Origin of the sequence: Vibrio sp., assembly GCF_047973365.1 — a bacterium.
Classification (GTDB): Bacteria; Pseudomonadota; Gammaproteobacteria; order Enterobacterales; family Vibrionaceae; genus Vibrio.
In genome coordinates this window covers 15,398-41,384 of record NZ_JBKEBW010000050.1, presented here as the reverse complement: position 1 = coordinate 41,384, position 25,987 = coordinate 15,398, and the positions used below count along the sequence as shown (strand labels likewise).

Here is a 25,987-nt window from a genome sequence, read left to right as displayed (position 1 = left end):
CTTATCCCAGATATTTAGACAAATAAGGACCCAGGACCCGGCTAAGCCACAGCGGCAACTTCTGCCAGAGCGAGATAAAATATCTATATTTTGGGTTATTTGGTGATAGGTTCGGCATCTCTCGGCTGTTGATCAGTGCGATCCGGTAATGCAGTGGTTGCTCTTGCATGCCCCAGTTTTTTTTATAGTGATATGATCCGGAATCATTTTTACTGCGCCCGAAATCAAATCGTTGCTGACCTTTATTTCGGGCAAGGCACATCAGTTGGTAATACATATAGTCATTACTTTTGAGTGTCCGAGCATCCGCAGTTCCACCGCCATAGTAAGGCAGGACTTCCCCTTTATAGTAAAAGCTCAGTACACTTGAAATCGGCACGCCGTCGCGGGAACGAACAATCAACGTTTCGCATTGTTTGCTAAATACTTGAGTCAACAAAATAAATAACTGTTTACTGAACACTGGAGTGCCCAGGTTGCGCACACTTTCGGCATAAATGTCATAACAGAGGTAGGGATTGGATTGGTTATCCCAATCCAATCCGTTGTTTAACGAATGACGGATTACCGCCCGTTGCTTTCTTTTGACTGCGGCCAGAATTTCATCAGGAGTATCAGCGATTGGGCTGAAAAATGTAGAATGATGGCAATGTTCGACCCAAGGTGACTGACTCTGTTTATAGTCTCTGTCCCGAAGTTCAACGTAGTCTACGTTCAACTGGCAGCCTAGTTGGTAGGCTGCGGCTTCCAGTTGATGTTCAATCGTCTCACTGTCTGCGATGGCACCACCATAAACACAAAAAGGGGTCGATATCAGTGCATGACCAAATAGCCAGCTTTTTTGTTCTACCAAAGGTAACACACCAACCACTTGGTCATTTTGCATCGCGATTAAATAGCGCTGCCGATGTTGAAAAACATGAGTGATCACTGTGATCCAACCCGACAGATGAAAAAAACTTCCTTTCGGGTGTTGGTGAACATACGCATCCCATAAAGATAAATCTTCACTAGTGGCGGTTCGGATCTCTGACTGTTGTGCAATTTTATTATCCATGCAGTTGGTATACCTTACTCATCGTGTCCCAGTTAAAATCATGCAACAGCCGTTCAAGGCGGCCTTCCATGCGGTGCAGATTCAGATAATGGCGAAATTTAGACTTCAGAGGTGCACCGGTCATTCTTGGCTGTGTGTGATCAATTTCCCATGGGTGGAAGTAAAAACAGTAAGGTTGCTGAGTCTGCTTGATGAAACCATTAATCAATAGTTTGCTCAGTAAATATGGATACAGCCTAAAGAACCCCCCGCCGCCAACCGGCAGGCTAATTCCTGCGGTTCTGCTGGTCGGAATAGGAATTTCTATGATGCCTTCAGGTCGAAGGTACTTGTAACGAGGCCAGTTAGGGGCACCGTATAAATCATGTTTAATTGGGTAAGTGCTGCTGCTAAACGTAAAGCCGAGTTCGGATAGGATCTCAAAGGCCCATTCGTTACTTGGATCTATCGAAAAACTGGGTGCTCGATACCCTTTGATTGCAACCCCCGCAGTATCTTCCAAGAATGCTTTGCTACGGTAAACATCAGCACGAAAGCTTTCGGGTGTTTGAGTATTGGCTTTCTGGTGCGCATAACCATGGCTTGCTAATTCATGACCTTGTGCGACGATCTTTTTAATTATTTGTGGTCGAGCCTCTGCTATCCAGCCCAAGACAAAAAACGTTGCCTTGGCATTATGTTTTGCAAACAAATCTAATAGTTTATCGGTATTATTCTCCGCTCTAATTGGAAACTTGCTTTGCCCCCAATCTGAAAATGGAACTTGGTTGGCAAATGCAGCGACTTGAAAATAGTCTTCGACATCTACCGTCATGGCATTACGGTTAACCTTTTCCATGGCCGACTTATCACCTTTGTTTTGGTTAGATTTCTAACGCCCTTTGCCAAACAGAATGATTTCTGCTGTCCTGAGTAAAATCAAAATATCAAACAGGAAGCCACGATTTTTTATGTAATATAAGTCGTATTTCAGTTTCTCAAGCGCATCATTTTCATTGCTTCCGTAGGGGTATTTGAGCTGGGCCCAACCGGTCAAGCCAGGTTTGACATTGAAGCGGTGTCCGTAGTAGGGAATCGCATGGACAAAAACCTTGGTGAACTCTGGGCGCTCTGGCCGGGGACCAACGAAGTCCATATCTCCTCTGATAACATTAAATAATTGCGGGAGTTCATCCACTCGGTATTTACGTATCAGTTCCCCCACTCGGGTCACCCTAGGATCTCTTTGTTGCGCCCATTTAATGCCATCTTTTTCGGCATCAATTCGCATGCTACGGAACTTATAAATACTAAATACTTTGCCGTTCAATCCCGTTCTTTTTTGTGAATACAACACAGGCGCATTTAAGCCATCTTCAAGCTTAATCGCGATGGCGGTTATCAACATAAAGGGCCAAGTAACGGCAAAAATACATAAGGCAATAACAGTATTAAATGCCCAGTACAAAGTGTTACGCAGTGGGCTGTCAAGGATATGGCTAGTACCATAAATGATCCATGATGGATAAATGTGGTTTACTGCAATTTGACCGGTTTCTCGTTCAAAAAAATCAATAATATCAATTATTTTTACACCATTACGTCGACAATTGAACAGGCTGTCATTAACCAGAACATCTCTTCTTTCGTCGCATGCAATGACCACTTCATCAATATTATTGATCACAACAAAGGATTCTAATGCCTGGTCTAAAACAATCGTTTTGTTATTTTCAATGCTACCTTCAGCATCCCCTTTCATCTTTACAAATCCGACAATATCGATACCAACTCGGTCACTTTTACGTCGCATATATTGTTCAATAAGGCTAGCCCGTCTTCCAACACCAAGGATTAAAATGCGTTTTACCCATAAATCTTGATAAGGTGTTTTACTGATAATAAACCGTACGAACATAAGAGCGATGAGCACGGTGGAGAAATTATATTCGATGAAATGGTTTGATGGCTCAGTGAAGAGTGTGATGTGATAAATGGATTTTACCAGTATATAAGCAAGACAAACGGCCATTAGTATTCGTCGATTAATTCCTGAATGATCGACTCTTAGTCGACCGTTGTATAAGCCAACGGCCAGAAGCATTAATAACAAGATGGGAAAAGAAATGAATAAATAAACATAAGAATGATTCCATATGTCATGTATTAGGTTAGGTAGCGATGTATATTTATTTATAACTATCTCATAAATAAGAAATGAGCATAAGATAGAGACTACATCTGAAGTGACAATCACGCTGCTGCTAGGCTTAAATTCGCTGTAGTGCGACCCTTTCATATACATTCCTTAGTGATTTTTTTGCATAACCAACACAAGCATCTACGGCTATTATTTAGTAAAATAACCATAGATTTCATTTGATTATGTTTATGGCTTGATTCTGATTGTCAGTAAGAGTGAAAACGATTCACATATTATATTAATCTATAACTATCTTATTTATGCCTGTTAAGGCAATAAAATAATCGTTGCAAAAATAAGAAAAACAAAAATTCATTATTATGTTTAGAGTAATATTTAAAAGTATTAGAAAAATTTTATTTATTCTGAACTTTTGATCTAACCTAAGATTAGAAATGGATTAATTTAAATTTAACTCATGGTTAAATATTGACATTTATGTATTTTCTATGACATTTATTATCATATTCTTACTATCGTATTCTTGGATCGAGATCTATTTTGGGAAAATCTTGTGGTATTAATGTTCATCATTTATCTTTTGGATGATTAATCACGGAATTTTATTTAATTATTGGTTTTAGTAGTCTTAAATAAATATCATAAAGGCTTTCGTGACCTAACTAGGACTAAACTGAGAAGGTAAACGATATATTCTTCCTATTCGAAGGTGCAGCGCTTTATGTTTTGCTATGGGGTCTACGTTCGTTCACCCTTAAGTGGTTATGGAAAACTAAGTGGTTATAGAAAGTTTAATAATACAAACACGGAACAATATTCAATTAGACGGTGGGTATTACCATGAAAAATTTTGACGAATGGCTAGGTAGGTTTAGGCGTGTTGTCGTGCTAAGCCTGATTCTGTTAATTGCCGCATGTTCGAGCTCTTTCTCTGAGCTACCAACAGCGACTATCCATCCCTCTTTGACCAAAGATATTGATAATTATAACTATCTGATCGGGTCCGGTGATTCGCTAAATGTCTTTGTTTGGGGAAATCCTGAAGTATCAGGGAACTATATTGTTAGACCCGATGGAAAAATCACCACCTCTCTGGTGGAAGACATCGTCGCGTCAGGTAAAACACCGACGCAGCTAGCACGTGAAATAGAGAATAAGTTGTCACTGTATTTAAAAGACCCGATTGTCTCTGTGATTGTTAATGATTTTAAAGGCCCCTTCAGTGAACAAGTTCGGGTGTTCGGTGAGGCGTTAGATCCTAAAGCGATCAGTTATGCGGAGAATATGACATTGCTGGATGTCATGATCCAAGTCGGGGGCCTGACTGAATATGCCGACGGTAATAGTGCTAGCTTAGTTCGCATTGTTAATGGCAAACAGCAACAGTATCGGCTGAAAATGGCGGATTTAATCCAAGAGGGCGATATGCAGGCCAACGTGGATATCTTACCTGGCGATATCATTATTATTCCTGAAGCGTGGTTTTAAATTAGGGTAACAGTTATATGCAGGAAATATTTGAACAGATGATCGGCTATCTGCGCGGTGTCTGGTTAAAGAGGCGTTATATCCTGATGGTGGTCTGGATAGTTTGTCCTATTGGATGGGCATTGGTTACCATGCTTCCGAGTCAGTATTCATCTGAAGCTCGTATACACGCGGATACTCGCTCTATTTTGCAACCTTTGTTACGTGGTCTAGCGATTCAAACCGATCCAACAAAAGAGTTGGAATTAATGGTTAAAACATTGCTCAGCAGAGGGAACTTAGAAATTATTGCGAGAAATGTGGATGCCGATGTCAGAGCGCATAATAGCCATCAATATGAGCAGATAATTAAAGATCTGGAAACGAATATCGAGATCCAGTCTGGCGGCAGAGAGAACCTCTATACCATTAGCTATTCAGGGGCCGATCCGGTTTACGTTAAAAATGTGGTGCAGGCTGCACTCAATGTGTTTGTTGAGAATACGTTGTCGGAGCAGAGGATCGATACGGACAACGCCAGTAAAATTATTACCTCGCAAATTGCAGATTATGAAACGAGACTGATCGATGCTGAGCAGAAGTTGGCTGCATTTAAGAGGGAATATTTTAATTTTATGCCTGGAAGTGGTTCAGGATATCGTCAGCAACTTGAACAAAATAAAGCGGCGTTGGAAACAGCTCAATTGCAGCTAAATGAAACTCGCTCGCGGTTTGATTCGGTTCGAAGTCAGATGCTTCAGGAGCAGCGTAAATCAACCAGCGAGTTGGAAAAAATGCGTACTGAATATGACGATCGTATTGATTCACTACAACACCGTCTGGATGATTTGCTGTTTCGTTATACCGAAAAACACCCGGACGTCATTGAAACTCGCCGTCAACTGGAACAGCTCAATGGACTCAAAAAAGCGAAGTTGTCGGGTTATACAACAGATGAGATGTTAAAAAGCAACATGGTCTATCAAGATCTGAAGATAAACTTTAGTCAGTTGGAAAATGAAGTTGCTTCTTTAAGTACCCGGGTTGAGCAGTACAAGTCACGCATTGCTGAATTACAACAGAGCCTGGATAAAGTCCCCGATGTGGAAGCAAAGCTTACCGCTTTAACCCGTAATTACAATATTACTAAAGATAAATATGAGCAGTTATTATCGCGAAAAGAGAGCGCGTTGATTTCTAAAAGTGTCGATAACTCTTCTGATGATATTAAGTTTCGTATTATTGATCCACCGCGAATTGCGACTAAGCCATCCGGACCGCCAAGAACGATATTGCTAGTCGGTGTATTGGTACTATCGATGGGAGCCGGTGTTGGCGTTTCTTTTTTGGTTAGTCAGGTATCGCCAGTGATTTCTTCTAGCCGGGATCTGGTTCAACTGTTTGATCTACCTGTTTTGGGCGTGGTGTCGGCTACAGAAGTATCCGGTTTAGCTCGATGGGAAAAACGTAAAATGAGGGCTTTCATTTTTTCGAACGTACTATTACTTGCTCTATTTGCCGCATTTGTAGCGATGAACATGATGCCGATGGTCCGAGAGGATATCGTTAAAAGCATCAATGTGATTTTGAATAACCGATTGATTTAGGGATGACTTTATTGTGAGTACTATCGAAAAGGCAATGGCGAAACTGGATCGTTCTCCCGGGACTTTTGGCTTAGTAAAGCAGACAGAATCTATTGCGTTTCATGAGCAGAATGAACGACAAAATCAACCGGTTAGGCAGCAAAATCAACAGAACCTGGAGCCGTCTCAGACAAAGCAAAATGTTCTTGTCATTGATGACATGCGGCTTAAAGAGTTAGGGATGATCAGCTCGAACACCACAATTCAGGAGCGGTTAGTTCGCGATGAGTTTCGGGTCATTAAACAAAAACTGTTAAAGAATGCGTTCGCGACCAATACGAGTTTAGCTTGCAGAAAAAACAATTTAGTCATGGTTTCAAGTACCCGCTCTAATGAAGGAAAAACCTTTATCTCTATCAACTTAGCGCTAAGTATTGCGTCTGAACAAGACAAAACCGTCTTACTGATTGATGCAGATGTACTGAGTCCTAGTGTGGATGACGTTCTTGAGTTAGGGCAGCAAGCGGGGTTAATCGACTATTTGACTGGCGAAATTGATGATGTTGGCAAAATTATTTATTCGACTACGGTTCCGGATCTACGCATTATGCCCGCGGGTAGAGCCCATCACATGAGTTATGAGCTGTTATCCAGTGATCGAATGATATTACTGATGCAGGAGTTAGCGAGCCGATATCCTGACCGGATTGTTGTATTAGATTGTCCTCCTCTTCTTGGGGTGGTGGAAACGGTCACCTTATCCAATCTCATTGGCCAAGCTGTAGTTGTGGTCGAGCAGAATAAAACCAAGACGTCGGATATCACACAGGCTGTTTCCTTATTGAACAGTGAAATGAATATAGGATTTATCATTAACAAAGCTGTGCATAAAACGAGCTACAGCTACGGTTACGGCTATGGGTACGGATATGGCTATGGTTCGAAGGACAGAAATAAATAAAAGTTGTCTCATTAGTTTTGTCATGTTCTCCAGTGTCGGTTTTGCCGCTGATATCACGATGACACCAAATGTGGAAGGCGGTGTGACTTATACGGATAATGTGGATTTCACTGCGTCAGATGAACACAGTAGCGAAATTATGTCGTTGACTGCCGGATTAGAGGTTGAAGCTAAAGGAAGTGATGGAAATGCATCGTTAGATTATTCCATGCAGCAACTTTATTACTCGAATGATTCAGAAAAAAATGGTCTGTTTCATGAACTGAGTTTGGAAGCAGACAAAGGCCTCGCTGTGCAAAATCGTATCCGGGGTGATATTTCTGCTTCTATTAGTAATATTGCTTCAGATATCGTAAGCAATGCCAGTAATGATATAAGCCGAGGCGATACTATCGAAAGTCGTGAGGCAACATTAGGTCTGTCGTATCAAAGCAATCCTGACGGCGCCATCGATATGAATGTTCGTATTGAAGGCGCTGTAGAGGATTACGAAGATAATATTGGTGACAATAATCGTTATAGCGGTGACTTATATTTTTCTCAAGGCCGCTCAGTGACACGTTATTTTTGGATAACCGACTACTCTTATCAGAAAACGGTCGATAAGAGTGGTTTCAATGATACTGAATCCAGCGAGTTGGACCAAGAAATAGGTTTACAACCAGAAATAGGTTTAAAAATAATAGATAACTGGAGTCCTTATCTCCATCTCTACTATGAGGACTATACAGGACAAGGGACGAGCGACAGTGCTGATTCATCAAGCTGGGGGCCTGGTGTTAAATATTATCTAGATAAAAATTCTTATATCAGCATAGGTTATGATTTTGCATTAGATGATGAAAACTCTGACCACTGGCGCGGTTCTGTGGTTCTGATACCGACAGATAAAACACAAATAGAGTTTGAGTATACGCAACGCTTTTATGGTGATGCCTATGATTTTTCGTTGACTCACAGTAATCGTCGATGGACTAACAGCATTCGTTATAGCGAAGAAGTGACCAATTATGACCGGGATTTGTTTGTCGAAGGGAACCGTATCGAAGATTTGAGCCTAAGCAAAACATTAACTTGGAACTCAGTTCTGAAGTTGAGAAGAACCACATTCAATTTAGATCTCAGTGCAGATAAGCAGAAAGCGATCAATACGCTTTCCGATGATACGGCTGTCGATACCTATAGTGGTGAACTCTCCATCACCCATAACCTTTCAAGAAACACCACAATTACACCAAGCTTTCTCTATGAGTATTACGATTTTCAGCAACAGGGCAATACCTATCAGACAGATTACTACCGCGAGTTGGGCATTGAGCTTGAGCATGATTTTACTGAAAGTTTATCTACAAGCCTCGAGTTGACGTATAAGAATCGTTCATCATCCAATCTGGATAGTCAATATGAGGAAAACCGAATCTACTTCAATGTAAGGAAAGAGCTTTAGCATGTATGAATCATATTTTGGACTGTCAGATAAGCCTTTTAAACTGAGCCCTGATCCGCAGTTTTTTTTCGAAAGTGCTCATCATTCAAAAGCCATCTCTTATTTACGTTATGGACTAGAGTTAGGCGAGGGTTTTATTGTCATTACGGGTCCTATCGGTACAGGTAAAACCACCATTGCGCGCAGCTTAATTGTCTCTTTAGATGAGTCTATCGCTGCTGCGCAAATTGCAACCACACGTTTAAATCCTGAGCAGTTGGTGACTATGGTCGCCGCTAATTTTGGGCTTCAGGTTGAAGGTTTAAATAAGGCAGACATATTGCGTCGGCTAGAGAATTTCTTTCTCGCTTTATATCAACAGGGTAAACGTGCGCTACTGATTATTGATGAAGCACAGAATCTGTCAGCAGAAACGATAGAAGAGTTGCGAATGCTGTCGAACTTTCAGGTGGATGGTAAGCCTCTGATCCAAAGCTTTTTATTAGGGCAGGAAGAATTGAAGCCGATTATAGAACTGCCGGAAATGGAGCAGTTCAGACAGAGGATCATTGCCTCTTGCCATTTGAAACCTTTCACCGTTGAAGAGACGAAAAACTACATCCTTCATCGGTTACGTACTGTTGGATGGAGTGAGAATCCTCGCATTGATTCAGAGCTATTTGAGCGGGTCGCGCATTACACCGGAGGGGTCCCAAGAAAGATTAATATCTTTATGGACAGGTTATTTTTGTACGCCTTTATGGAAGGAATTAGCACCATAGCGCTTGAGCATATCAACAGCATTATTGAAGAGATGGGGGAAGAGTTGTCTGGTGGGCTCAAAGCAAGAAGAACAGAGCCGACAGCGTTTTCACCTTTAGGGATTAAGGCACAGGAAATTGAGCCTGAAACAGCAATAGCGTTTTTTGATACAGAGAGAGCTCATCGTACTCTGGCGGAAGTATTGAAAGTCCTCGATGAAGAAATATACAGAAAAACCATGACTCTCAAGAATTTAGATAAAATGATTGTCAAAAAGAGAAAAGAACTTTCTCAAACCTCAGTCCCTTATATTCATGATGAGATTTACCAAAAAAAATAGTTGCTGTTGGGTACTTAGCCACTGGCACCAGCATGAACCGGCTTTTTAACTAGGCTTAGGCTGGTTTCGTGCATTGGTAATGCCAATTTCACTATTAATCTGTTCAGTATTAGACAATGAGCACCGAACGCAAACACGCATAGACCCTTCCATGGGGCTCCGCCGAGCCATCCATGGCTCGGAGGGTTTGCTTATCGGTACTCAATGTCTACTTGATCAGGAAATTAATGTGTTTGGTATAACAAAGGAAAGTCGAAAAGGAAAACGGGTGAAACGAAGCGTGGCGAATAAAAAGATATTGGTGATTTGTAGCGGTAATCTTTGTCGCTCTCCTTATGGCGAATATAAGTTAAAGGATTTGCTTCCTGAGTTCACCATTCATTCCGCGGGATTAGATGTCGAAAGAAAGCGTTTGAGCGGTAAACGTGCTGACGCTGTTGCGGTTAGAGTGGCCGACGAATTTCAAATTGATTTACGTCGTCATAGAGCGAAACAACTGACCGGTGAGATGGTTGAACAGCATGATGTTCTCTTAGTTATGGATAAACAACATATGGCGGCTATTTGTGATTGTTTCCCAAACATGAGTGACAAAGTTTTTATGTTCACTGAGTGTATCGACTCGTCATGTATTGAAGACCCTTATAAAAGAGGTGATCTCTCTTTTCGTCTTGCCTTTAATCAGATTGACGATGCCGCAGAGGCTTGGATGAGGCATTGGCTCTGTTAAGGTCGTTTTGATTTGAATGTTTGTGTTATTCGAATCAGGAGTCAGTCGCAATGGGGCGTTATTTTTAGTCATGTTTAATCTAAAACGGTACCAGTACGCTGAAATTGTCGCCATTTTCTTACAATGATAAGCGAATGCCATCCTACATAAATATTTCTTTTATTTATGTAACATTTCCCTTAGTACAAAAGCTCTATTTGCGAATCTAAATTGTCTCATCACAACGTCAAATTTTCGTTTGGTCTGTGGATCATTCTATTAGAGCATCCTTTTTTGTGCTTGTTTGTTATTCAAGCACATTGACTATTTTGTTGTTAAGGAACGCTTCATGGGCTTACGTAGACCTGGCACTTTTCGTCGTCGCATTTTTTCACATATAGCACTGCCATTGATAACGATAATGCTGATTATATACGGTATGAATGCGTACTCTGGCTATTATGCGGCTAAAGAACGTCTGCTTGACAAGCTTACGCAAGAAGCGACTTACGGTTCTCATCGATTAAAAAATCTTCTCAATAACGCGCAATCGACAACACAGGGCTTTGCTGATTTTCTCGGTACGTTGTCAGAGCAGTTTGGTATTGAAGAACAAGATAAAATTCGAAACATTTTAGTTCGCAGGTTGGATAGAAATCCTGAATTTTTCGGTTCTGCCATTGCTTATAAACCGGGTGAAATGACGCAGGGGAATTTGTTTGCTCCTTACGTCTACCGGGATGGTAATTTCGTTCACTACACGGATATTGCTACACAAGGTTACGACTATACCGATGGCTCTTGGGATTGGTGGAGCCAGGTTGTTGATCAGAAAAAGGGCCACTGGTCGAATGCCTACCTTGGCGAGGGAGTGAGTGATACCCTTGTGGTGACTTATTCTGCATCTTTCCATCGTGAACTTGAATCGACATCACTAGGTGTTGTCACTGTTGACCTAGCGTTGAATCAGTTGCCGGCAACGCTTGGAATACCAGCACATCAGCTCATAGTGTTAGATAATTTTGGCAACCTCATCTATCACCAAGATCAAAACAAAATTCTGGATGACCAAACCGATTGGTTTGACAGAAATGCGCAACAGAACGCTGATTTTCGATTGCTCCAACAACGGGGTTTGGATGGCAAAGCCAACTTTGTCAATGAAAATGGCGAGTCATTCGTCGCCAGTATTATGACGGAGCCAACGCTTAAATGGCAGGTGATTGTGGCTGTTCCTCAAACGGAATTTGTCGCTTCAATATTGTCTGACTTAGGTAACATTACTCTTGAACTTATCACTTGTATCGCACTGCTTTTCTTTGTGTGTTACGTATCATCGAAAAAGCTTACTCAGCCGTTAGAAGCTCTTGAATCAGGAATCGCTGAATTTGGACAAGGTAAAATTCAACGTATCGAAGTTGAAAAGGGTACTGTAACGGAAGTGATCACTCTCAGTCATACCTTTAATCAGATGACACAACTATTGTCAGAACGTGAACAGATGATTCTGGACTTGCGTGGCAATCGATTTGCCAGTTTTATCGATGGTATGAACGGCAAATGCTTCTATTGTTCTCTCGACGTTTTTGGTCAAGTGGAACGTGTAAGTGACAGTGTAATGAAGGTGTTGGGTGTCGCCCCTGAGCTTTTCAAACGCAAATACCAGCGAATGTTTTCATCAAATCCAATTAATGAAAAAAACTGGCAATACGTTGACGCTGCGCTGAAAGGAGAAAGCGTTCCGCTGCATCAAGTTGAAATGATCAATAATGCTGGGCAACTGAAAAGACTCGAAGTCTTTATGCAGCAGCTTGACTCAGCGACAGGCGAGTTGAGGTCAATTGAAATGCTGTTTACCGACGTAACGGAACAGTTTTCTGCCGCAGCCTGGTCTAACGCGGTATTGGAAGTGGCTCCCGAAGCTTTGCTCATCATGGATCACTTGGGCAAGATTGTCTTTGCTAATACCAGTTGCCAGCAGCTTTTCGGCTATGAAAATGGCGCAATGCTTGATTTGATAGTTGAGGATTTACTGCCTCCAGATTTGAGACAAGCTCACGCTAGCCTGCGCGATTCGTTCACCAAAGAAGGACGTTCTCGCCCGATGGAAAACGCGCACAGCGTTCGTGCCGTAAAAGCGGATGGCTCGGAATTTATTGCAGAAATTGCGTTAAGTTCATTACCTACGGATTCTAATGGCCGTAAGCAAATCGCCGCTTCAGTGCGAGATATGACCAAGCAGCTTGCGGTTGAAAAACAAATTCGCGACAGTGAACAACGTTTTCGTGGCTTAGTGACCAATATTCCAAGTGCGGTACATCGTACGCGCTTAGCAGGTGAATGGGTTACAGAATACGTCAGTGAAAAGATCGTTGATATTACTGGATACTCCGCTAAACAATTTATTGCAAATAATCAGCGCACATTAGTATCACTGATTGTGAGTGAAGACTTACCGCTGTTGCAACAGCGAGTCGATTCCGCTCTTACTGAGCAAAAAACTTTTGAGATCGAATATCGAATCCGTCATAGAGATAGAAGCATTCGCTGGATCCATGAACGTGGCAGAGCCACTTATTCTGAAGATGGTAAGCATGCCTGGGTCGATGGCAGCATTGATGATGTGACGCAGCGAAAACTGGCGTTGGATGAACTGGAAGAGTCTCGTTTGCAGCTATCTAACATTGCCGAGTCAGTGCCTTGTACGGTTTATCAACTTCGTTGGAACACAGTCGAAGACAGTCAATTTAATTTCTTGTCATCGGCAGTATTACCGATGTTTGGTCTGCGCCCTGATGAGATCAAAAACAATATCTGTGTGATTGCAGACCGAATACCCAATGAAGAACGTTTAGCATTGGCTCAAGGTTTGTCTGGTCAAAGTGAAGATCAATTTAACTGGAACCGAACCTTCTGTTATCTGCATCCGAACGGTGGGTTGCGCTGGATGGAAGCGAGTGCACGCGGTCATTCCGCTGAAGATGGCGCTATTATCTGGAATGGCTATGTCATGGACGTCACTGAACGCAAAGCGATAGAACAAGAGCTGGCGATCAGTGAAGCCCACTTCAGAGCGCTGTTTGACAGTGCTACCGTATGTATCGCCAACGTTGATGCCAACGGTATTATCCTCAATTGTAATGAACAATATTGTGCAGACATGGGTGGGCGTACTCGTGAGCAACTGATTGGGATGTCTATGTTTAACATCTCTACCGTCGCCGATCCGCAAACCTCTAGAGATAAGTACAGACAACTCGTCGACGGTGAAATTAGCCATTATCGTGGTGAACGATCATTCACACACCCGAATGGTCAAGTCACTTGGATGTCGGCAAGTGTCTCCTCAATTCTCGATAGTGATGGCAATTTTGAAACTGCTGTTATCAGTATGGTTGATATTACTGAGCTGAAGTTGATGTCAACCGAGCTACTTAAAGCGAAAGAAAATGCCGATGCCGCAAGCAAAGCGAAAAGTGACTTTTTGGCGAATATGTCTCACGAAATTCGTACGCCGATGAATGCCATCATCGGCATGTCGCAACTGTGTCTGCAAACGGATCTTAGTGAGAAACAACAAAATTATGTTGAGAAGATTGAGCGAGCATCAAAAGCCTTGCTGTCGATCATCAACGATATTTTAGACTTCTCAAAAATAGAGTCTGGTAAGTTAGATATCGAATCCATGCCATTTATGCTCGATTCCATTTTGGAAGGGCTGAGTGATATGTTCGTTGATAAAGTAACGGACAAGCAGTTGGAGTTGCTGTTCTCTGTTTCGCCAGATGTGCCTAGTTATTTAGTCGGGGACTCATTGCGCTTAGGTCAGGTTCTGATCAACCTGATGGGCAATGCGGTGAAATTCACTGAACGTGGTGAAATATTGCTGACGATTGATTTGCTAGAACAGAACAACCAAGACGTGACGCTTCGATTTAGCGTGCGTGATACCGGTATCGGTTTAACTGGCGACCAACAAGACAAATTGTTTAAGTCGTTCTCTCAGGCGGATACATCAACGACTCGCAAATACGGCGGCACAGGGTTAGGGCTGGCGATTTGCAAGCAGCTAGTAGAGCTGATGGGAGGAAGCATTGGTGTTGACAGCCTATACGGTTACGGCAGCAATTTCCACTTTACACTAAAACTCAAGTGTTCTGATGATAAACAACTGGTCGTGAATGAGCAGCTGACAGGCATGTCGGTGTTGGTCGCGGACGATAACACGACAGCACGAGAGATCATCCAGCGTTCGTTAGAGAGCTTTGGTTTTGATGTTGATGCCGTATCAACAGGGCAAGAAGCCATTGAACATTGTCAACGCAAATCTTATTCCATTGCATTTATTGATTGGAAAATGCCAAGCATTGATGGCATTGAAGTCGCGCGTCAAATTAAGCAGATGAACAACGTACCGAAGATACTCATGGTGTCAGCGAATTCAAGCCAAGAGTTAACGGATAAGGTTGATGAACTCTCCCTCGATGGATTGATCACCAAACCGATTACGGCCTCACGTTTACTTGACGGCATTATGGATGCATTTGGTATGTCTGGTGAACTTGTAGTACGTCGTAACGAAAAGCCATTAACCATTGATTCAACACTACTCTCTTCACTAAACAATAAACAAGTTCTGCTCGTCGAAGATAATGAAATGAACCTCGAAGTTGCAACCGAGTTTTTGCAGCAAGTAGGGATAAACGTAACCACTGCCACGAATGGACAAATAGCGCTAGATAAACTGCGGCAGCAGATGTTTGACTTAGTGCTAATGGACTGTCAAATGCCTGTGATGGATGGATATCAAGCAACGCAAGCGATCCGACAAGACTCAGCATTCGCTCAACTTCCCGTCATTGCCATGACTGCCAACACCATGGCGGGGGATAAAGAAGCCTGCTTAGCGGTGGGGATGGATGATCATATTGCCAAGCCTATTGAAGTGAATGTTCTGTACCAGACACTGGCAAAGTACCTAGTGGGTAACCATCTTCAAGCAACTACTGATACAAATAATGTTGATGTGAAAAGCAATATGGCAAGTAGTGAATCTACTAAGGTTATGTCACAGCATATTTGGCCTGAGCATCCAGAGCTTGATATCGACCGTGGCTTGCAATTAGTTCAGAACTCATCACGTCTCTATCAACGCATTTTCGAACGCTTTGCTGAGAGTCAGCGCAATATTTCTGTCTCTATTGACAATGCGATGTCACTCGGAAAGCGAGATGAAGCGGTTCGGTTGGCGCACACGCTAAAAGGTGTTGCAGGGAATCTGACTTCTCATACGTTGGTAGAACTAGCAACTCAGTTAGAGCTAAACCTTAATCAAGGCGTGCCTTATCAAGAGGTGCTAGAACAAATTCAAGTGCTGGTCACTTCCATTTGTGAAGCGATAGACAGCGTAAAACAGGCAGCAGAAAGTGCGCCATCTGGCGATGAACAAGCGATTTCTGATGAGATGTTGATCGACGAGTTACAAACACTACGTGAACGTTTAGACGATGCAGACTCACAAGCCGTCGCACAAATTAATGCACTACAACCTCGGGTGAGTAGCCAATTGTGGCTGCAGTTAAACCCCGCCGTGAACATGATCAATCAGTATCAATTCGACGAAGCCGTCGACTTGATTTCCAAATTATTAGCAAATTTAGAACGATAAGTTTTAGAGAAAAGGTTAAAGAGATTATTTATGGATAAGGCAACCATCTTAGTTGTTGATGATACGCCGGATAATATCGATATTTTGGTGGGTATCTTGGGCAGCGATTACAAAGTAAAGATCGCGATTAATGGTCAGAAAGCTCTGGCTTTAGCCGCGAAAACGGCACCAGATTTGATTTTGTTAGATGTAATGATGCCTGATATGAACGGATATGAGGTGTGTCAACGCTTAAAACAAGATCCGCTAACAAGGCATATTCCTGTCATTTTTGTCACTGCGCTTGCTGAAACTGCCGATGAAACTCAAGGATTTGAGATCGGTGGTGTGGACTACATTACTAAACCTGTCAGTGCATCAGTAGTTAAGGCGCGAGTGAAGACTCACATCACACTGCAAAATCAGAAACGTTTGTTGAAAGAAGAGGTCAGAAAGCAAACTAAAGACCTTGAAGAAACACGCTTTGAAATTATCCGCCGTCTCGGGCGCGCTGCCGAATACAAAGATAACGAAACCGGTTTACATGTTGTCCGTGTCAGTCACTATGCAAAAATCTTGGCTAAGCAAATGGGCTTATCAGAGCAGTATTGTGAGATCATCTATTACGCAGCAGCAATGCATGATGTGGGCAAAATCGGTACTCCAGATGCCGTGCTCAGAAAACCAGGGAAACTGGACGATCAAGAGTGGGAAACCATGCAGCAGCACGCGGCTATTGGTGCTGAAATCATTGGGCGACACAATGACCCATTACTACAGATGTCTTATAACATTGCGCTTACTCACCATGAAAAGTGGAATGGTTCTGGTTATCCAAATGGTATGCAAGGTGAAGAGATCCCACTAGAAGGGCGCATTGTTGCCATTGCAGATGTATTTGATGCATTGACATCGAAACGTCCGTATAAGAAAGCCTGGAAAATTGATGATGCAATAGGACTCATTATTAGTGAAGCTGGCCGACATTTTGATCCTCAATTGGTGGAACACTTTAAACAAACAATAAACCAGATTATTGAAATTCATGATACTTATGTTGAGGAAGAATAAATGTTCTGAATGGTTGTTTATGTAGGTGTACATCGTGCATCTTTTCGTTGTTGTATCCATTAAATAGTGTGAGCTTAGTTGCTACTGTAGATATTCACTAAGCTAACCTGAGATCGGTTTAAGCCATCGATATCGATTATGATTTTTCAGTGGTTGTGATGTTCAGTGATGGCTTTTCTGGTTTTAGGCAGTACGCGATTAATCCATCGAGTAAGTTCAACATGAACCCATGCAGATTCCTGTATCTAGAATGCTCTATCTGAGTTTTTAGTTCCTTTCTATTTTTTATCCCTAGTGCAGGTTAATTAGGTAAATAGGATTCGTTCCATTCGTTTTAACTGTTTTTGTGACAATGCTAACAGGTGTTAGCGTTGTTATCACAATTGGTTAGATCTTCGTCACATGTCTTTTTTTTGCTCGTTGATTGTACATATATTACGCTGCTATAAAGTTGCTAACACGAGATAGCAATATGAGTTAATGCAAGTCATGGATTATTTTATTGGAGTTGATGTCGGCTCGGGGAGCGCTCGAGCTGGGGTGTACAGTGCGGAAGGGAAAAGATTGGCGATGGCTGTTAGTCCTATCCAGCAATTTCGCCCTCAATCTGATTTTATAGAACAATCATCAGATGATATTTGGACGCAGGTCTGCCATGCCGTGAAGAAGGCAAGACAACTTAGCGGGCTTGATCCAGAAGCAATCAAAGGTATTGGTTTTGATGCGACATGTTCATTGGTGGCTTTGGATGAGAGTGATCAGCCTGTGTCGGTTTCTCCTAGCGGTGAAGATAATCAAAATATAGTGATGTGGATGGATCACCGTGCGATAGAGCAAGCGCAACAGATTAATTTGACGGGCGATCCATCATTAAAGTACGTCGGTGGGGAAGTCAGTGTTGAGATGGAATTGCCAAAGATCCTTTGGCTAAAACAGAATTTGCCGAACCAGTATCAGAAAATCGCAAAGTTTTTTGATTTGGCAGATTTTCTTGTATATAGAGCAACCGGTAAGCCAGTACGTAGTGTTTGTACCAAAAGCTGTAAATGGAATTATCTGTCTCATGAACAACGTTGGGCAAAGGACCTTTTAGCACAAATAGATTTACTTGATTTGCTTGAGGAAGGACGCGTAGAAGGACCGATCCTAGAAGTCGGTTCGTTGGCTGGTAACTTGTCTGCACAAGCTGCGAATGCACTAGGGCTTGTGACGTCGACCGCTGTTGCTACGGGGCTGATTGATGCGCATGCCGGGGCACTGGCAATTATGGGAGATAAACCTGAATCGACGCTCGCTATTATTAGTGGCACGTCTGCCTGCCATATGGCTATCAGCACTGAGCCTCTGTTTGTTGAAGGGGTATGGGGACCATACTGGGGGGCGATGCTTCCTAATACCTGGCTACTCGAAGGTGGACAAAGTTCTGCAGGAGCGTTGGTCGATCATGTTATTCGCGACGCAGCCTGTCACTCTGTACTCAAACAATCTGCAGAGAATGAAGGATGTTCGGTGTATGAACTGCTGAATAAACAGATCGAAGTACTTGAAGAGAGTGAACCATATCTGACTCAGCAACTGCATTTATTGGGTTATCACCACGGAAACCGTTCGCCACGAGCAGACCCGACACTGAAGGGGATGATATCTGGTTTGAGCCTGAACGAAGATATTAACACTCTAGCCATTCATTATTTAGCTGCAATTCAATCGGTTGCTTATGGTACGCGCCACATCATTGAAGCCATGAGAGCAAATGGGCATCGAATTGAAGAAATACATATGTGTGGTGGTGGAGTGAAAAATCCACTTTGGCTACGCGAGCATGCCGATATTACTGGATGTCCCGTTGTGCTTCCTAGTGATTCTGAAGCTGTGTTGCTTGGTTCGGCCATGTTAGGTGCAGCGGCTTCCGGTCATTTTTCTTCTCTTCCAGAAGCGATTGAAGCGATGTCGTCTGTGGGCGCGCGGATAGAGCCCCGTAAACATACACAAAGTTACCATGCTGCAAAATATCAGGTCTTTTTAGAAATGTACGAAGACCAAATGAAATATCGTCGATTAATGAAAGATACACCTAATTTTCAATAGGAGTTTATATGTCTGAGTTGTCTTTATCATTACCTGCTAGACCTGAAATTCGTAAATCAACAGGTAAAGAAATTGTATTGATTGCAAACGGAGACTTAAGAGAGTCTGCCAATGTGGATTGCTGGCCGGTGCAACAAAAGTTTGAAGAAAAGCTAACTAAGGTTCTTGAACAACGTTTTGGTTATAGCGTCCGCAGGGCTCATCCTGTTGATTTGGAAAGAGGGCATGGGTTTATTTCGAGTCAGCGTGAAGGCTGTAATGTTCTTGCGGGTATTGACCCGGAAGCGCCATTAATTGTTCTTCTTACGGTATGGCAATATTCGCATCATGTAGCTCCGAGTTTGGTTCATCACAAGGGTCCAATATTGTTATTGGCTAATTTTGATGGTACGTGGCCGGGTTTAGTCGGAACCCTATGTATGGCTGGAACATTGACTAGTCTTGGAGGTCAATACTCCCGACTATGGTCAGAGAATTTTGATGATGACTTCTTTTATACAGGATTAGACTTGTGGTTGAAAACGGGTCATATCAAGCATGATACCTCGTATTTAAAAGAGATCACCAATGAACATCCAATGACTAAAACATCGGCTGCAGAGCTAGGCAAACAAGTTGGCGCCTACATTATGCAAAACAAAGAGATCATCGGATTATTTGACTCATTCTGTATGGGCATGATGAACGGAGTATTCCCATTGGAGTCCATGGTTAATATCGGCATGCCAATTGAAAGCCTTTCTCAATCAGCTTTAGTGTATGAGATGAGCTTAGTTCCTCAGGAACTAAGAGAACAATGTGTTCGCTGGTATGAAGAACGAGGCATGAACTTTCACTATGGTCAAAACCCAGCCACAGAATTAACTCGTGATCAGGTGATGGAACAGTGTGCAATGATGATTGCCATGGCTCGAATGACGGAACGATTTGGTTTAACCAGTGTTGGTGTTCAATATCAACAGGGTTTAAAAGATGTTTGCGCGGCATCGGATTTTGCAGAAGGTGCAATAGGCTCGACAGAACGTTTCCCTATTCCTAATACGAATGGTCAAATCATTCGTGCCGGAAAACCTATTCCTTGTATTAATGAAGTGGATATGGGTACAGCTATTCCTCAAACGATGCTTTTCCGTCTGCTTGATAGTCTAAATCTTCCAAGCGAAACCACACTACACGACATTCGTTGGGGTAGTGAATATCAAGGTGTGTTTTACTGGGACTTTGAAATTTCAGGCTCGGTGCCATTCGAACACATTAAAGGTGGTATAGCAGGTGCAGATGGTTATCGTCAGCCTAAGATGTTCTTCCCTAAAGGTGGCTCCACCATTGCGGGTCAATGTAAAGCGGGTTCCTTTATCTGGGCAAGGGCCCATTACGAAGGTCAACAAGTCATTCTACATGTCGGAACCGGTACTGCATCAGAACTTCCTCTGGATGAGTTTACACGACGTTCTCAGGCAACCACTCCAGAATGGCCTTTGATGAACTGTGAATTAACCGGTGTCAGTCGCGATGATTTGATGGCGGGGCATCAAAGCAACCATATAACTGTTGCTTATGTTGAAGCAAAACACTTGGATACGGTATTGGAAGCATTTGTGTCTCAAGCTCTGACACAAAATATGCGTGTCATGCTTGCGGGTTTATAGGGAATTATCATGTATACACAAGCTCATATTAAAGAATTACAAAATGGAGTTGTACCCGTCATGCTCACTCCATTCAATCGCGATTTGTCGGTTGACTACGATAGCTTAGCGTTACTGATTGAGTGGTATATCGACTCCGGTGCCGTGGGTTTGTTTGCTGCTTGTCAATCTAGTGAAATCATGCATTTAAGCGATCAAGAAATGCAAGACATGGTGCGCTTCATTGTTGAGAAAGTGGATCACCGTGTTCCGGTGATTGCATCAGGTCATACTGCAGATAAGTTTGACGATCAAATTGTGCAGCTTAACAACATGGTGGAAGCCAGTGTTGATGGGGTGGTCCTTATCACTAATCGTTTGGGGCCTCAGTCAGCGACAGACAGTGAAGTTATCCATTTCATGGAAAAAATAGCGGAGGCGTTACCTGAGGACATTCCACTCGGCCTTTATGAATGCCCGGCACCGTGGAAGCGTCTGCTGAGCCACGAAGTACTGCAGTGGTGTGTTAATTCCAAACGTTTTACTTTTTTAAAAGATACCTGTTGTTCTCTTGATGTTCTTTCTGAACGTCTTGAAATAGCTAAAAACAGCAGTTTTAAAATTTATAACGCGAATGGGCCTACTTTATTGGGTTCATTGAGGATGGGGGCGGCTGGATATAGCGGGGTGATGGCCAACTATCACTGTGACCTCTATACCTGGCTTTGCAGTCACTATGATGAGCATTCCGATTTGGTTACTGAGGTCGCAGACTTCCTGTCGGTGTCTTCACTCAGTGAGCTTATTAGCTACCCAGTTTCTGCTAAATATGCGCAGAAGCAAATTGGGAATTTTAATACAACCGTAAGCCGAACAAGAAATGAAGAGGAGTTTTATAGCAACGCCAATATCACGTTGATTGATCAATTGCAGCGTTTATCCAATCGATACAGTCAAAAAATTATCAATAAATAAATTAATAAGAACATCAAAACCTACAAATGTATCCTACGGAGAATTATAAAATGCAAGCGAAAAAACTATTAACAGCACTGTTTAGTTTTAGTTGTCTTTTGACCCCGGTAGCGGCCATGGCTGACTTTCCAACGAAGGACATCACCGTGATTGTGCCTAAGTCACCTGGCGGTGGTACAGATATTACTACACGTGGTCTGGTTGAGTACGCCAAAAGCCATGTGGACAAAAATATCATTGTTGTAAACCGCCCTGGTGCTGGAGGTGTAACTGGTATGGTACAAGCTGCTAGTTCTAAAGCGGATGGCTATACATTGGTGATGACAACAGTGGAGTTGGATATCCTTCCACACTTAAAACGCTCCCCTATCGATTATTCAGCGTTCAAATATATTGTCGCTCCAATTGCAGAACCTGCAGGGCTCATTGTTCCTAAAGACAGCCCTTATAATACGGTGGATGAGTTTGTTGCGTACGCAAAAGCAAATCCTGGCAAGTTAAAAGTGGGTAATTCAGGTGTTGGTTCAATCTGGCATTTAGCTTCTGTCGCGATGAAACAACAATATGGTATTGAATTTGTTGATGTTCCATATGCTGGCGGTAGCTCTGAAGCAGTAGCCGCTTTGATGGGAAATCACTTAGACGCAATTACAGTTGGACCTGGTAATGCGAACAGTCAGCTAAAAGCAGGGGAATTAAAACTGCTAGGTGTTATGGGAGACAATCGTCTGCCGATGTTCCCTACTGTACCAACGTTCAAAGAGCTAGGATATGACTTTGTGGTACGTGCTTGGGCAGCACTAGCTGTTCCACAAAAAGTGGATGACGAGCGTTATAAAGCACTCTCTGACATTTTTACTAAAGCCATGGCTGATAAAGAATTTGTTAAATTCATGAATAACCAAGGTATTGAAGTAAACAATATGAATGTCGAACAAGTAAACAAAATGGTGAAAGAAGATAACGACTACTACAAAAAGCTCGTTAGTGAAATTGCACTGTAAGTTTTCTGTTTCTGACAGCAGTATGGTTAGGCGTACTGCTGTCATCTGACAATCATATAGGTGTCGCTATGATTAGTATTATCATCGCTGTCCTTTTTATCGGTATCGGAAGCAGCATTTTGATGTATGCCTCGCAATTTGTGCATACAACCACCGACCCGTTAGGACCCATGTTTTTCCCTCAGGTTCTCGCTAGTGCACTCATACTCCTTTCTATCATTGTTATCGTTCAACGATACCAAGAGGGAGCTATAAGAGAACGTGTGCAAATTAGCATTTTTACCATCCCTCTGATCAGCTGTCTGTACGTTTTGGCATTGTTCAAGTTTGGTTTTGTTTTAAGCACGCTCCCCTTTGTTATTCTGATAACGCCATTCTTTAAACTAGCGAATCGCTTCGTGGTTAAGGACTATTTAGCTGAGTTTAAACTATGGCTAAAACGTCCAAGCCTTTATGTGCTACTGGTCTTTTTGTTTGTGATGGTCTGGGGGGTATTTATCCAGTTTCTTTATATTCCTTTGCCTCTGTGGGGGGAAGCATAATGGATGTTGTTATTGAATCTATCTGGGCGGCATGTTCGCTGTCTAATTTATTACCTGCTTTATTTGGTGTTGTTGTTGGCATTGCTATCGGAGCATTACCAGGCTTTTCGGTCACTATGGGGGTTGCAGTACTGTTTCCTTTGACACTGATGTTTGACGGTAGCGGTGGCATTATGATGTTGCTAGGCATTTATGTTGGTGCTGTTTATGGTGGTTCAATCTCCGCCATTTTATTAAATACGCCTGGCACACCAGCATCAATGGTTACAACTATGGAAGGTTATCCTCTCACCCAAAGAGGGGAAGGTGATAAGGCTTTAACTTTATCGACGGTTGCCTCGGTCATTGGTGGCCTTGTAAGTGCGCTTGTTCTCACTTTTCTGTCTCCAATGCTCGCCAAGTTTGCTTTGAAATTTTCAGCCGCTGAATACTTTATACTGTCAGTATTTGGTTTGAGCATAATCATATCAATAAGCTCGGAGTGTTTAGCGAAAGGACTCATCGGCGGTGTTATCGGGTTATTAATTGCTACCATTGGTGTGGATAGCTTCACTGGTTACACCCGTTTCACCTTTGACTCGATGTATTTAATGAGTGGAATTAGTTTTGTGCCCATATTGATTGGCCTGTTCGCATTTTCTCAGATCATTATTAACACCTTGGATAACGGAATGGATGAGACAGCAAGTGTCGAATTAAAAACGTCTTTCCGCAAAACGCTCTCTCACTTGAAGCTTATTTCCAAGCTTAAGATAACTTTGTTGCGTTCGAGTTTAATTGGTACTTTTATTGGCTCTATTCCTGGCGCAGGTGGTGATGTAGCTGCATTTATTTCTTATAACGAGACTCGTCGGTCGGCCAAAAATGGAGAAACATTTGAAAACGGTAATCTAAGAGGGTTGGTTTCTCCGGAAGCAGCAAACAATGCGGTGACTGGGGGGGCAATGGTGCCGCTATTGACTCTAGGTATTCCGGGAGATGCTGTTGCGGCAATTATCTTAGGTGCATTTATGATCCAAGGCCTGCAACCGGGACCTCTGCTATTTGCAGAGCATGCTTCAGACATTTATATGATTTTTGCTGGTTTATTTATCATCAATATCATGTTGCTTGTTCTTGGGTTATTTGGTGTTAAATTCTTTACCAAAATCACTGAAGTGCCTCGTCCTCTGCTAAATACCATGATTTTGGTTTTATGTGTGATTGGTTCATTTAGTATCAATAACAACGTATTGGACGTTTTCCTGATGATTGCCTCGGGTTTCGTTGGGTACTTCTTAATTCGTGAAAAGTTCGGTGTTGCGCCTATTATCTTGGGGATTATCTTAGGTCCAATGTTAGAAAGTAACTTGCGTAGGGCGCTGATCTTGTCAAATGGTGACTATAGCATTTTTATAACACGACCAATTGCTCTGGGACTGTTGGTTTTAACGGTAGCTTCTTTAGTGAGCCCAATTGTTAAATCACTATTAAATAAGCGTAAAATTGAACAGGATACGCTTAAGGGTGTGCCTCATGAGTGAGTTGATACCTATTACTATAAAGCAAAAGCTGTTTGAGGAGGGAGTGCTACCATTTCAGCAATGCCACGCTTCAACAGTGATTGTGTTACCTAATGACAATAAGTTAGTGGCATTTTTTGCAGGAACCAAAGAAGGTGATCCTAACACAGCAATCTGGCTCAGTAGACAGAATGAAGGGTGTTGGTTGTCGCCGAGAAAAATTTTTGACCATGAACGTGTTGCACAGTGGAACCCTGTTCTTCATTATGAAGATGAAACTATTTGGCTGTTTTATAAATGTGGCTCAGATGTTCAGACATGGGTGACAAAAGTGTCAATATCTTATGATCTTGGGGATAACTGGTCTGAGCCTGTCGATGTGGTCGAAGGTAGCAGTACTCCTAGGGGGCCAGTAAAAAATAAATTGTTGCGTTTGAGCAACGGGCATTGGATTGCACCTAATTCCATTGAAAATGAACTCTATTGGGATGCGAAAATAGATAAGTCCATTGACCATGGTCAGTCTTGGCGTGAAATAGCGGTTCCTTGTGATCATAGCCAAGTGATAAAATCGGTAAACAATACGAGTGTGTGGCAAGGTTTGAGCGATGGTGCTTTATGGGAAACTGAGGCTGATACAGTTTTCCGTTGGGATGGAGTGATTCAGCCGACGCTTTGGGAGTCTCAGCCAGGCTTTGTCCATATGCTGTTGAGAAGTACTCGTGGTTTTATATACCGCAGTGATTCGAAAGATTGGGGTGAAACATGGTGTGAGGTTTACCCAACGGAGTTACCGAATAATAATAGTGGCATAGATTTAGTTAGCTTTGGTGAAGGCCATATTGCATTAGTCTATAATCCGGTATTTGGTAACTGGGGTGCTCGTTTTCCAATATCAGTCACATTATCTCAGGATAATGGCCAGTCTTGGAGCCAGCTCATTGACCTTGAGACCGCAGCAGGGGAATATTCTTATCCAGCGATTTATTTTCGTGATGGATGTTTCCATGTTACTTACACAAGTAACAGAGAAACCATAGTTTATGAAAGCTTTAACCTGCAATCCTAATAGATGTTAA

18 protein-coding genes and 1 pseudogene are annotated in these 25,987 nt (G+C 42.4%); 15 read left to right on the top strand and 4 right to left on the bottom strand.

Annotation, left to right across the window (positions count from 1 at the left end; all coding sequences use genetic code 11):
- Window position 1: 1 nt before the first annotated feature.
- Genes ACK5MF_RS07145 through ACK5MF_RS07135 form a run of 3 tightly spaced genes read right to left on the bottom strand, consistent with a single transcriptional unit; the run spans window position 2 to window position 3,335 of the window.
- A complete protein-coding gene (locus ACK5MF_RS07145; protein WP_416920738.1) occupies window positions 2-1,057 on the bottom strand; it encodes a FemAB family XrtA/PEP-CTERM system-associated protein in 1,056 nt (351 codons plus the stop codon).
- Window positions 1,050-1,895: an XrtA system polysaccharide deacetylase gene (locus tag ACK5MF_RS07140; RefSeq protein ID WP_416920736.1), complete on the bottom strand. Its 846-nt coding sequence runs from the start codon at window positions 1,893-1,895 to the stop codon at window positions 1,050-1,052. The genes ACK5MF_RS07145 and ACK5MF_RS07140 overlap by 8 nt, the downstream gene beginning before the upstream one ends.
- A 33-nt stretch (window positions 1,896-1,928) precedes the next feature.
- Window positions 1,929-3,335 (bottom strand): TIGR03013 family XrtA/PEP-CTERM system glycosyltransferase, encoded by a 1,407-nt coding sequence (locus ACK5MF_RS07135; RefSeq protein WP_416920734.1) that lies wholly within the window; start codon window positions 3,333-3,335, stop codon window positions 1,929-1,931.
- A 705-nt stretch (window positions 3,336-4,040) separates the two neighbouring features.
- Between ACK5MF_RS07135 and ACK5MF_RS07130 the strand changes: the two genes are divergently transcribed.
- From ACK5MF_RS07130 to ACK5MF_RS07095, 8 genes are all read left to right on the top strand, one after another.
- On the top strand, window positions 4,041-4,688 hold the full coding sequence (locus tag ACK5MF_RS07130; RefSeq protein ID WP_416920732.1) for an XrtA/PEP-CTERM system exopolysaccharide export protein: 648 nt from the start codon (window positions 4,041-4,043) through the stop codon (window positions 4,686-4,688).
- A gap of 17 nt (window positions 4,689-4,705) precedes the next feature.
- On the top strand, window positions 4,706-6,274 hold the full coding sequence (locus ACK5MF_RS07125) for an XrtA system polysaccharide chain length determinant (RefSeq protein WP_416920730.1): 1,569 nt from the start codon (window positions 4,706-4,708) through the stop codon (window positions 6,272-6,274).
- Between the two features lie 13 nt (window positions 6,275-6,287).
- Window positions 6,288-7,214, top strand: coding sequence for an XrtA-associated tyrosine autokinase (locus ACK5MF_RS07120; protein WP_416920728.1), 927 nt, complete (start codon window positions 6,288-6,290; stop codon window positions 7,212-7,214).
- The gene (locus ACK5MF_RS07115; protein ID WP_416920726.1) at window positions 7,171-8,661 is read left to right on the top strand and encodes a TIGR03016 family PEP-CTERM system-associated outer membrane protein; all 1,491 of its coding nucleotides are present in this window, start codon (window positions 7,171-7,173) and stop codon (window positions 8,659-8,661) included. Before ACK5MF_RS07120 ends, ACK5MF_RS07115 begins: the two co-directional genes overlap by 44 nt.
- A 1-nt stretch (window position 8,662) precedes the next feature.
- The gene (locus tag ACK5MF_RS07110; RefSeq protein WP_416920724.1) at window positions 8,663-9,742 is read left to right on the top strand and encodes an XrtA/PEP-CTERM system-associated ATPase; all 1,080 of its coding nucleotides are present in this window, start codon (window positions 8,663-8,665) and stop codon (window positions 9,740-9,742) included.
- Between the two features lie 268 nt (window positions 9,743-10,010).
- Complete coding sequence (locus ACK5MF_RS07105) at window positions 10,011-10,472, top strand: low molecular weight phosphotyrosine protein phosphatase (RefSeq protein WP_416920722.1); 462 nt, start codon at window positions 10,011-10,013, stop codon at window positions 10,470-10,472.
- Between the two features lie 328 nt (window positions 10,473-10,800).
- Entirely contained in the window at window positions 10,801-16,119 is a 5,319-nt protein-coding gene (locus tag ACK5MF_RS07100) for a PAS domain S-box protein (protein WP_416920720.1), read from the top strand.
- A 30-nt stretch (window positions 16,120-16,149) separates the two neighbouring features.
- A complete protein-coding gene (locus tag ACK5MF_RS07095; protein WP_416920718.1) occupies window positions 16,150-17,169 on the top strand; it encodes an HD-GYP domain-containing protein in 1,020 nt (339 codons plus the stop codon).
- Window positions 17,170-17,305: 136 nt separating this feature from the next.
- Here the strand turns inward: ACK5MF_RS07095 and ACK5MF_RS07090 are convergent.
- Window positions 17,306-17,434: pseudogene (locus ACK5MF_RS07090) on the bottom strand (IS982 family transposase); the annotation flags it as partial.
- A 215-nt stretch (window positions 17,435-17,649) separates the two neighbouring features.
- Here ACK5MF_RS07090 and ACK5MF_RS07085 point away from each other — a divergent pair.
- From ACK5MF_RS07085 to ACK5MF_RS07055, 7 genes are all read left to right on the top strand, one after another.
- A complete protein-coding gene (locus tag ACK5MF_RS07085; RefSeq protein ID WP_416920716.1) occupies window positions 17,650-19,257 on the top strand; it encodes an FGGY-family carbohydrate kinase in 1,608 nt (535 codons plus the stop codon).
- 8 nt (window positions 19,258-19,265) lie between these two features.
- Entirely contained in the window at window positions 19,266-20,906 is a 1,641-nt protein-coding gene (locus tag ACK5MF_RS07080) for a hypothetical protein (RefSeq protein ID WP_416920714.1), read from the top strand.
- A 9-nt stretch (window positions 20,907-20,915) separates the two neighbouring features.
- Window positions 20,916-21,860, top strand: coding sequence for a dihydrodipicolinate synthase family protein (locus ACK5MF_RS07075; protein ID WP_416920712.1), 945 nt, complete (start codon window positions 20,916-20,918; stop codon window positions 21,858-21,860).
- 50 nt (window positions 21,861-21,910) lie between these two features.
- Complete coding sequence (locus ACK5MF_RS07070) at window positions 21,911-22,864, top strand: tripartite tricarboxylate transporter substrate binding protein (RefSeq protein WP_416920710.1); 954 nt, start codon at window positions 21,911-21,913, stop codon at window positions 22,862-22,864.
- A gap of 68 nt (window positions 22,865-22,932) precedes the next feature.
- The gene (locus ACK5MF_RS07065) at window positions 22,933-23,406 is read left to right on the top strand and encodes a tripartite tricarboxylate transporter TctB family protein (protein WP_416920708.1); all 474 of its coding nucleotides are present in this window, start codon (window positions 22,933-22,935) and stop codon (window positions 23,404-23,406) included.
- A complete protein-coding gene (locus ACK5MF_RS07060) occupies window positions 23,406-24,929 on the top strand; it encodes a tripartite tricarboxylate transporter permease (protein ID WP_416920706.1) in 1,524 nt (507 codons plus the stop codon). Before ACK5MF_RS07065 ends, ACK5MF_RS07060 begins: the two co-directional genes overlap by 1 nt.
- On the top strand, window positions 24,922-25,977 hold the full coding sequence (locus ACK5MF_RS07055) for a sialidase family protein (RefSeq protein WP_416920704.1): 1,056 nt from the start codon (window positions 24,922-24,924) through the stop codon (window positions 25,975-25,977). The genes ACK5MF_RS07060 and ACK5MF_RS07055 overlap by 8 nt, the downstream gene beginning before the upstream one ends.
- The last annotated feature ends 10 nt before the right edge of the window (window positions 25,978-25,987 follow it).

Bases quoted from the DNA above. Each gene is read 5' to 3' on its own strand.
- ACK5MF_RS07145 (WP_416920738.1), bottom strand. From the start codon at position 1,057: ATGGATAATAAAATTGCACAACAGTCAGAGATCCGAACCGCCACTAGT.
- ACK5MF_RS07140 (WP_416920736.1), bottom strand. From the start codon at position 1,895: ATGGAAAAGGTTAACCGTAATGCCATGACGGTAGATGTCGAAGACTAT.
- ACK5MF_RS07135 (WP_416920734.1), bottom strand. From the start codon at position 3,335: ATGAAAGGGTCGCACTACAGCGAATTTAAGCCTAGCAGCAGCGTGATT.
- ACK5MF_RS07130 (WP_416920732.1), top strand. From the start codon at position 4,041: ATGAAAAATTTTGACGAATGGCTAGGTAGGTTTAGGCGTGTTGTCGTG.
- ACK5MF_RS07125 (WP_416920730.1), top strand. From the start codon at position 4,706: ATGCAGGAAATATTTGAACAGATGATCGGCTATCTGCGCGGTGTCTGG.
- ACK5MF_RS07115 (WP_416920726.1), top strand. From the start codon at position 7,171: ATGGGTACGGATATGGCTATGGTTCGAAGGACAGAAATAAATAAAAGT.
- ACK5MF_RS07110 (WP_416920724.1), top strand. From the start codon at position 8,663: ATGTATGAATCATATTTTGGACTGTCAGATAAGCCTTTTAAACTGAGC.
- ACK5MF_RS07100 (WP_416920720.1), top strand. From the start codon at position 10,801: ATGGGCTTACGTAGACCTGGCACTTTTCGTCGTCGCATTTTTTCACAT.
- ACK5MF_RS07095 (WP_416920718.1), top strand. From the start codon at position 16,150: ATGGATAAGGCAACCATCTTAGTTGTTGATGATACGCCGGATAATATC.
- ACK5MF_RS07085 (WP_416920716.1), top strand. From the start codon at position 17,650: ATGCAAGTCATGGATTATTTTATTGGAGTTGATGTCGGCTCGGGGAGC.
- ACK5MF_RS07080 (WP_416920714.1), top strand. From the start codon at position 19,266: ATGTCTGAGTTGTCTTTATCATTACCTGCTAGACCTGAAATTCGTAAA.
- ACK5MF_RS07075 (WP_416920712.1), top strand. From the start codon at position 20,916: ATGTATACACAAGCTCATATTAAAGAATTACAAAATGGAGTTGTACCC.
- ACK5MF_RS07070 (WP_416920710.1), top strand. From the start codon at position 21,911: ATGCAAGCGAAAAAACTATTAACAGCACTGTTTAGTTTTAGTTGTCTT.
- ACK5MF_RS07065 (WP_416920708.1), top strand. From the start codon at position 22,933: ATGATTAGTATTATCATCGCTGTCCTTTTTATCGGTATCGGAAGCAGC.
- ACK5MF_RS07060 (WP_416920706.1), top strand. From the start codon at position 23,406: ATGGATGTTGTTATTGAATCTATCTGGGCGGCATGTTCGCTGTCTAAT.
- ACK5MF_RS07055 (WP_416920704.1), top strand. From the start codon at position 24,922: ATGAGTGAGTTGATACCTATTACTATAAAGCAAAAGCTGTTTGAGGAG.